Annotated in this window: 6 protein-coding genes and 1 pseudogene; 4 read left to right on the top strand and 3 right to left on the bottom strand. The window is 63.2% G+C overall.

From position 1 onward, the window contains the following. Positions 1-605, bottom strand: a 605-nt coding sequence (locus tag B9N93_RS26930) for a 4'-phosphopantetheinyl transferase family protein (RefSeq protein ID WP_139826516.1), incomplete at its 3' end; no start/stop codon positions are given. A gap of 37 nt (positions 606-642) precedes the next feature. Here B9N93_RS26930 and B9N93_RS22040 point away from each other — a divergent pair. Then, a pseudogene (locus B9N93_RS22040) lies at positions 643-1550 on the top strand (acyltransferase domain-containing protein). Further along, positions 1547-2422: an ACP S-malonyltransferase gene (fabD, locus tag B9N93_RS22035; protein WP_085216365.1), complete on the top strand. Its 876-nt coding sequence runs from the start codon at positions 1547-1549 to the stop codon at positions 2420-2422. The pseudogene B9N93_RS22040 and the gene fabD overlap by 4 nt, the downstream one beginning before the upstream one ends. A 40-nt stretch (positions 2423-2462) precedes the next feature. Here the strand turns inward: fabD and B9N93_RS22030 are convergent, their stop codons facing one another. After that, a complete protein-coding gene (locus B9N93_RS22030; protein ID WP_085216364.1) occupies positions 2463-2726 on the bottom strand; it encodes a DUF6200 domain-containing protein in 264 nt (87 codons plus the stop codon). A gap of 23 nt (positions 2727-2749) precedes the next feature. After that, positions 2750-3070 (bottom strand): DUF6312 domain-containing protein, encoded by a 321-nt coding sequence (locus B9N93_RS22025; protein ID WP_085216363.1) that lies wholly within the window; start codon positions 3068-3070, stop codon positions 2750-2752. A gap of 877 nt (positions 3071-3947) precedes the next feature. On the opposite strand from B9N93_RS22025, the gene B9N93_RS22020 reads away from it, so the two are divergent. Continuing rightward, positions 3948-5384 (top strand): efflux transporter outer membrane subunit, encoded by a 1437-nt coding sequence (locus tag B9N93_RS22020; protein ID WP_176225395.1) that lies wholly within the window; start codon positions 3948-3950, stop codon positions 5382-5384. A 40-nt stretch (positions 5385-5424) separates the two neighbouring features. Further along, positions 5425-6555: an efflux RND transporter periplasmic adaptor subunit gene (locus tag B9N93_RS22015; RefSeq protein ID WP_085216531.1), complete on the top strand. Its 1131-nt coding sequence runs from the start codon at positions 5425-5427 to the stop codon at positions 6553-6555. Positions 6556-6557 lie beyond the last annotated feature (2 nt).

Raw genomic sequence — 6557 nt, 5'->3', positions numbered from 1 at the left:
AAATCGAGGTGCAGGCCGAGTCCGGTGGCCTTGGCGACCGCTTCCTTGAGCGTCCACAGCCTCAGGAATTCGCCCTGCCGCGCTTCCGGCGGCAGTGAACCGAGCCAAGCGGCTTCCCGTGCCGAACAAAAGCGTTCGGCGAGCGCCAGGGCGTCCGGCGAGCGCTCCAGGCATTCCGCATCGACCCCGAATTCGAGGTCGGCGGGGGGGCGTCCACCGTCAAGGCGCAGGCGGCAAGGCCATGGGTGTGGGTGATATTGAAACGGGGCGCGGGGCGCGATCCCACAGGCGGGATCGATTTCTGGCCGTCCATGGGGGCTGGGTGCGGAAGCGCCACGCCAAGGGCGGCAGTCCGTGGAATTGGGCCAGCATGGCCCGCAACAGGCTATGGGCCGCCGTGTAGGGACCAGCGGTCCCGCGTGAATACGAAGCGGGCGGCGCGTTCGCGTTCCGCCGTGTCGAGCAGGCCCATATCGATCCAACCGGTTCCACCCTTCTCCCCGTCCGGGATTAGGGGTATGCAGCGCGATCCTCACCGTCTCCAGGGCGGATGGGCCGGTCGCCTGGGAATCTTTCGCAACGGTGGTGGCAGTGGCATCGGTCATTTTTTTATTTTCGGGGCAGGGTGCCCAATACTATCAAATGGGAGCGGAGCTTTATGCCACCGATCCGGCCTACCGGGCGGCTTTCGACGAATGCGCCGCCTTGGCCGGTCCCGTGGGCGGCGGCTCCCTGGTGGACAGCGTGTTTGGCCGTCCGATGGACGAGAGCGACGGTTACGACGACCTCGAAGCAACCAACCTGGTTCTACTGGCCCAGGGCTATGCGCTGGCGCAATGCTTGTTGGCGCGGGGTCTCCGGCCCGCCGCGCTGGCCGGGTATAGCTTAGGCGAATTCACGGCGGCGGTTGTGGCGGCGCGTTGGACCTGGGCCAAACCCTCGGCGTGTTGCGGGCGCACTCCCGGCATGTGATGCGGCAAGCGCCCCAAGCCGCGATGGTGGCGGTGCTGGGTTCTCCCGCCCTGTGGCTGGAGCATCCCGAACTCGCCGAATTGGCCGAAATCGGTTGCATCAATTCCCCCCGGCATTTCGTGGTCACCACGTCCCTGGCCCGGTTCGATGCCTTGGTGGACCGGTTGGGCCGCTTGGATGTCAGCTGGGCGCGGTTGCCGGTGCGCTACGGCTTCCATGGCGCCTTGCTGGACCCGGCGGAACCCGGTTACGCTGCCCATGTCGCGCAGCTCCGTTTCCGGGAGCCGGCCTATCCTATTTATTCGAGCCTGCTCGCGGGCCGCGTCCACCAGTACGACGCCCTGTATTTTTGGCGCACCGCCCGCGGCCTGCTGCGGTTCCGCGACCTCGTCGTCAACCTGTGGGCGGCGGAACCCCGGATTTTCGTGGATTGCAGCCCGACCGGAACCCTGGCGGCCTTCGTGCGGCAAATCCTCGGGCCATCGGTCCCGGCTTTCGCCGCCATGAACCGCTTTGGCCGTAATCTCGACACCCTGGCCCAACTCGAAACCGCCCTATCTCCAGAGGTCCGCCGATGACTTTGATTTTCTTGGCACCGGGACAAGGTGCCCAAATGCGTGGCATGGGCGCGGACTTGTTCGATGCCTATCCCCAGGTGGTGGAGGAAGCCGAGGATATCCTAGGCTATTCGCTGCGGCGGCTGTGCCTCGAAGACCCCGGCGACCAACTGGCCGATACTGCCTATACCCAACCGGCGCTGTATACCGTCGGTGCCCTGGCCTATTACCAGCGGCGCGACAGCTTGGGCCGGGCACCGGATTTCGCCGCCGGGCACAGCCTGGGCGAATATAACGCCCTGTTGATCGCCGAGGCGTTCAGTTTCGCCGACGGCTTGCGACTGGTCCAGAAGCGCGGTGCCTTGATGGGGGCATTGAGCGGCGGCGGGATGTTGGCCGTGATCGGCCCCAGCCGTGGGGACATCGCGGCGGTGTTCGCGGAATCGGGTATCGACAGCGTGGACGCGGCCAATCTCAATACCCCCACGCAGACCGTCCTATCCGGTCCCGAGGCGGATTTGCGGCGGCTGGCCGGTTTGTTCGAGGCCAGGGGCGCGCGGGCGGTGCCGCTCAATGTCCGCACCGCTTTTCACTCGCGCTATATGGGGGCCATGAAAAGCGCCTTCGCCGCCTTCATCGCGGATTTTGCCTTCGCGCCGCTGATGGTGCCGGTGATCGCCAATTTTTCCGCCCTGCCTTACCGCGACGACGAGGTCGCCAATAACCTGGTGCAGCAGTTGGACCACGGCGTGCGCTGGACGGAAAGCATCCAATATCTATTGCAGGAAGAGGCGCCGGTGTTCGAGGAATTGAGCCCGAGACCCTTGCTGTCGCGGATGGTGGAGGAAATCCGGGCGCATCCCTCGCCGTTGAATATCGCCCGCCGTCCCTGAATCCCCCGTGGGCCATGACCCACGGAGGTACGGGACGCTTTCAATCGTCGTCGTCATCGTCGTCGTCGGAATCGAACAGGCCGACTTCCTTGCGGACCACGACCAGGACCACCTGGGCATCCCGCTTGACTTTGCCCGCGTCGCGCAGCTGGTCCACGGCCTCATCGACCTTGCGGAGCAGCTTGCCCTTGCCCTTGCACAGCTTCTTGATGCGCTTGGCATTTTGGGTGCCGACGTCGAGGATGATCATGCCGGGCGCGGTGTCCTCGGCATTCAGGGTTTGTTCGGAGGTTTGGGTTGTCATGGTGATGCTTCGCTGGGATGGGGTTAGCGGACGATGGTCAATTTGGGCTGCTTGGCGCTGTCCTTGGCCGATTTCACGGCTTTGCCCAGGTTCTTGCCGAGGTCTTTCAACCAGCCGTTCGACTTGCGCTGGTTGGAACGGTCATGCCGTTCCAGGTAGACCTTGGCGGCGGCCAGTTCGCTCTTCACCAATTTCCTGACCACGCGTTCCAGGGGCCTCAAGGCCTTGGCTTGTTTTTTACGGGGACCGGTCTCGGTAAGGCGTTCGGTCTGGTAAGTACCGTCGGGTTGGGCGGTCAGGAACGTGACCGACTTGACGACGCTGTTGATTTCAATGGGTTTCATGCGGAGCCTCGAAAGGGTTATAGGGAAGGGTACGGGATAAGGCGTGCACTGCCGCCCGCAGGGAAATCTAGCATAGCCTCCCCGCCAGCGGAATGTATTTACCCGTATATTTGGGCAAGCGCTTTGGAGCGCGGGCTTAGAAACTGTCTGGCAACAATTAGACACATTTCACAAAGGTGGTCCTCGGCATGGCGATCCGGCCCCGCTGGCAGGCTGCAAGCGCCCACCACGATCCTGCCCAGGCTCACAGGACCAAGCCCGTCGCCATGGGCTTCGGCGGGCCCGGAAAATGGGTGGCGATCTGCCGGTTCCATTGGTACAGTTCGGGACATGGCGGTTCTTCCGGTACAGGGTGTGCGTCGTTATCCACCAATATACCCCAACCCCTTGTCGCGCCTCCTGGTTTTTCAAAAACCCATCCTTGTAAGAGGCGGAATCCCTCCGTGGAGCCGGAAGGGGTTTTTTCACCCGCCCGCTCCGCTTCAACCGGATAAGCCTGTGAAAACCGTTGACTTAATCCGATGCCGCCAAGCCACATGGAAAGCTTGAAAAACCAAGCGACGTGCTACACTCAAAACCCACGCATCGGAAGGAACCGGTGATACCCCGTGCGGAATGGTCACGGGAGTCGCTGGACCGTGGTAGGAGCGGGGGATTATTTCACCGGCTTGGGGTAGGGGGAATTAGAGGACCAGAGGCCCAGGGGATTAGGGCTGACCCCGGAAAGGCTAGGATGATCTCAAATAAAGAGCGGGGCAGCGGTATCCATATACCCCATGCCTAGGCGAAGTTAATAAAGCAACAACAGCGCTCCCTAGTGAAACATAACAACCCTCCCACCCATTCATTCCTAGCAGCGAAATGGTCGCTCATTGCCGTGTCTTGCGCGGCATTGATCCAGGGATGTACGCTAGGCCCGGATTTCCGCCGTCCCGAACTGTCCACCGCCGCTAGCTATACTGGCGTGCGGCCCGTCACGCCCCCAAGTCAGCGCATCAGGGTGGGACGGGATATCCCCGCCGAATGGTGGACCTTGTTCCGCTCCCACGAACTGAAAGGCTTGATCGAGCGGGCTTTCATCAACAACCCCGACCTCGCCTCCGCCCAGGCTTCGCTGGCCCAGGTCCGGGAAAACCTGGCCTCGCAGCAAAGCGGTACCTTGCCTTCGTTCCAAGCCTCGGCCATGTCCCGCTACCAGTCCATCGCCTCCGGCATGTTCGGTAATCCTAACGGCCCCGATTACCGTTTCGCCATCTACGATATTTCCGCCAGCGTGTCCTATACCGTCGATCTGTTCGGCAAGGTCAGGCGGCAGATCGAAGATCAAACCGCCCAAGAAGAGTATCAACGCTTCCAGCTGGAAGCCGCCTACCTGACCTTGGCCGGGAATATCGTCGCCAATGCGGTCCAAGAAGCCTCGCTCAGGGGGCAACTCGCCAGCTTGGAAGAACTGGCCGAACTCCAGCGGCAAGGGCTGGACATCCTGCGGCAACAGGCCCAACTCGGGGCCGTGGCCGAATCGGCGGTCCTGTCGCAGGCCTCCGCCTTCAACGAATCCCAAGCCAACCTCATCGCCCTACGCCAACAACTCGCCCAATCCCGCCACCAATTGGCGGTGTTGACCGGACGCTTTCCGGGGGAACCCCTGCCGGAGGAATTCACCCTGGACGACCTACAGGCACCCACCGAGCTCCCCCTCAGCGTGCCTTTGAAGCTGGTCGAACAGCGGCCCGACGTGCGTAGCGCCGAAGCCGCCGCCCATTCCGCCAGCGCCCAGGTCGGGGTGGCGACCGCCAAAATGTTCCCCGACATCAGCCTCAAAGCCGACCTGGGCAGCTTCGCCACCCAGGCCAGCCAGTTGCTGATGCCGGGTTCGGGGATTTGGGGCGTGGGCTTGAACCTGGCCCAGCCCTTGTTCGAGTGGGGCAAGAACACCCACGCCCAGCAAGCGGCCATCGCTGGTTTCCAGCAGGCCGCCGCCAAATACCGCAGCAGCGTCCTCCAGGCTTTCCAGGATGTCGCCAACACCCTGAAGAACCTGGAAGCCGACCACCAAACCCTGGAAGTGCAGGCCTCCAGCGTGCAAATCGCCCAAGAAAACCTGACCTTGGCCCAAGCCCAGTCCGAAACCGGCGGTTTGAGCTATCTGGCCCTGCTCGATAGCCAGCGCAACTATAAACAGGCGCAACTCGGCTGGATCAAGGCCCGCGCCACCCTGCTCGGCGACAGCGCGGCCCTGTTCCAAGCCTTGGGCGGCGGTTGGTGGAACCGCACGCCCCCCACCACTCCCCCCACAGACAAAACGGAGAATTAACCATGCCGGATTCCGTGCATTCCCGAGGCGGTGCGCGCCCATGATCAAGCGGATGCTCATCATGCTCCTGGTGGTCGGTTTGGTCTTGGGGGCGGTGTTCGGCTTCATCGCGTTCAAAAACAAGATGATCAAGCAGTACCTCGCCGAACACGGACATCCGCCCCAAACGGTGTCCACGGCCACGGCCCGCTATGAGGAATGGCGCTCCAGCCTGCGGGCGGTGGGCACCCTGAAAGCGGTGCGCGGAGTCGATCTCGGCAGCGAAGTGGGCGGAGTAGTCGCCGCGGTCCATTTCAAGCAAGGCGAGGACGTGGCCGAGGGTGCGCCCTTGCTGGAATTGCGGATGCAGGACGAATTGGCGCGGATGCAAGCCCTGAAGGCCGCCGCCGAATTGGCCCGCATCACGCTGGAACGCGACCGGGCGCAACTCCAGGCCAAGGCGGTCAGCCAGCAAACCCTGGACAGCGATATCGCCAATCTGGCCCAGGCCAACGCCAACATCCTCGGCCAGCAAGCCCTGTTGGATAAGAAGCTGATCCGCGCTCCCTTCGCGGGGCGGCTGGGTGTGCGGCAGGTCGATGTCGGCCAATACCTGCAAATCGGCAGCCCGTTCGTCACCCTGCAAGCCTTGGATAGCCTGTACCTGGATTTCAGCCTGCCGCAGCAGGTCTTGGGCAACCTCCGGGTCGGCCAGCCGGTGACGGTCCACGCCGACGCCTTTCCGGGCCAGGATTTCCCAGGGGAAATCGCGGTCATCGATCCCAAGGTCGATATCGGCAGCCGCAACCTGCAAGTCCGGGCGGTGTTGAAGAACCCAGGCCGCAAGCTCCTGCCCGGCATGTACGCCAGCGTCGATATCGAGGTGGGCCAACCGCAGCGCCACCTCACCCTGCCCAACGCGGCCATCGCCTACAACCCTTACGGTGCCTTGGTCTACCGGGTGGACCGGCAGGGCAAGGACGACAAGGGCCAACCCCAGCCCGTGGCCCATGAAACCTTCATCGTCCTGGGCGAGACCCGTGGCGACCAGGTCGCGGTGGAAAAGGGGCTCAAGGAAGGCGATGAGATCGTGACCGCCGGCCAGACCAAGCTCCGCAACGGCACGGCGCTGGCGATCAACAACAGCGTCCAACCGAGCAACGACCCGGCCCCGGTCCTCCGGGAAGAATAATC

It is taken from the genome of Methylomagnum ishizawai, assembly GCF_900155475.1.
In the GTDB taxonomy this organism is placed as follows: Bacteria; Pseudomonadota; Gammaproteobacteria; order Methylococcales; family Methylococcaceae; genus Methylomagnum; species Methylomagnum ishizawai_A.
This window is presented reverse-complemented; position numbering and strand designations above follow the sequence as displayed.

Excerpts from the sequence above, each read along its gene's own strand:
- fabD (WP_085216365.1), top strand. The coding sequence starts at position 1,547 with ATGACTTTGATTTTCTTGGCACCGGGACAAGGTGCCCAAATGCGTGGC.
- B9N93_RS22030 (WP_085216364.1), bottom strand. The coding sequence starts at position 2,726 with ATGACAACCCAAACCTCCGAACAAACCCTGAATGCCGAGGACACCGCG.
- B9N93_RS22015 (WP_085216531.1), top strand. The coding sequence starts at position 5,425 with ATGATCAAGCGGATGCTCATCATGCTCCTGGTGGTCGGTTTGGTCTTG.
- B9N93_RS22025 (WP_085216363.1), bottom strand. The coding sequence starts at position 3,070 with ATGAAACCCATTGAAATCAACAGCGTCGTCAAGTCGGTCACGTTCCTG.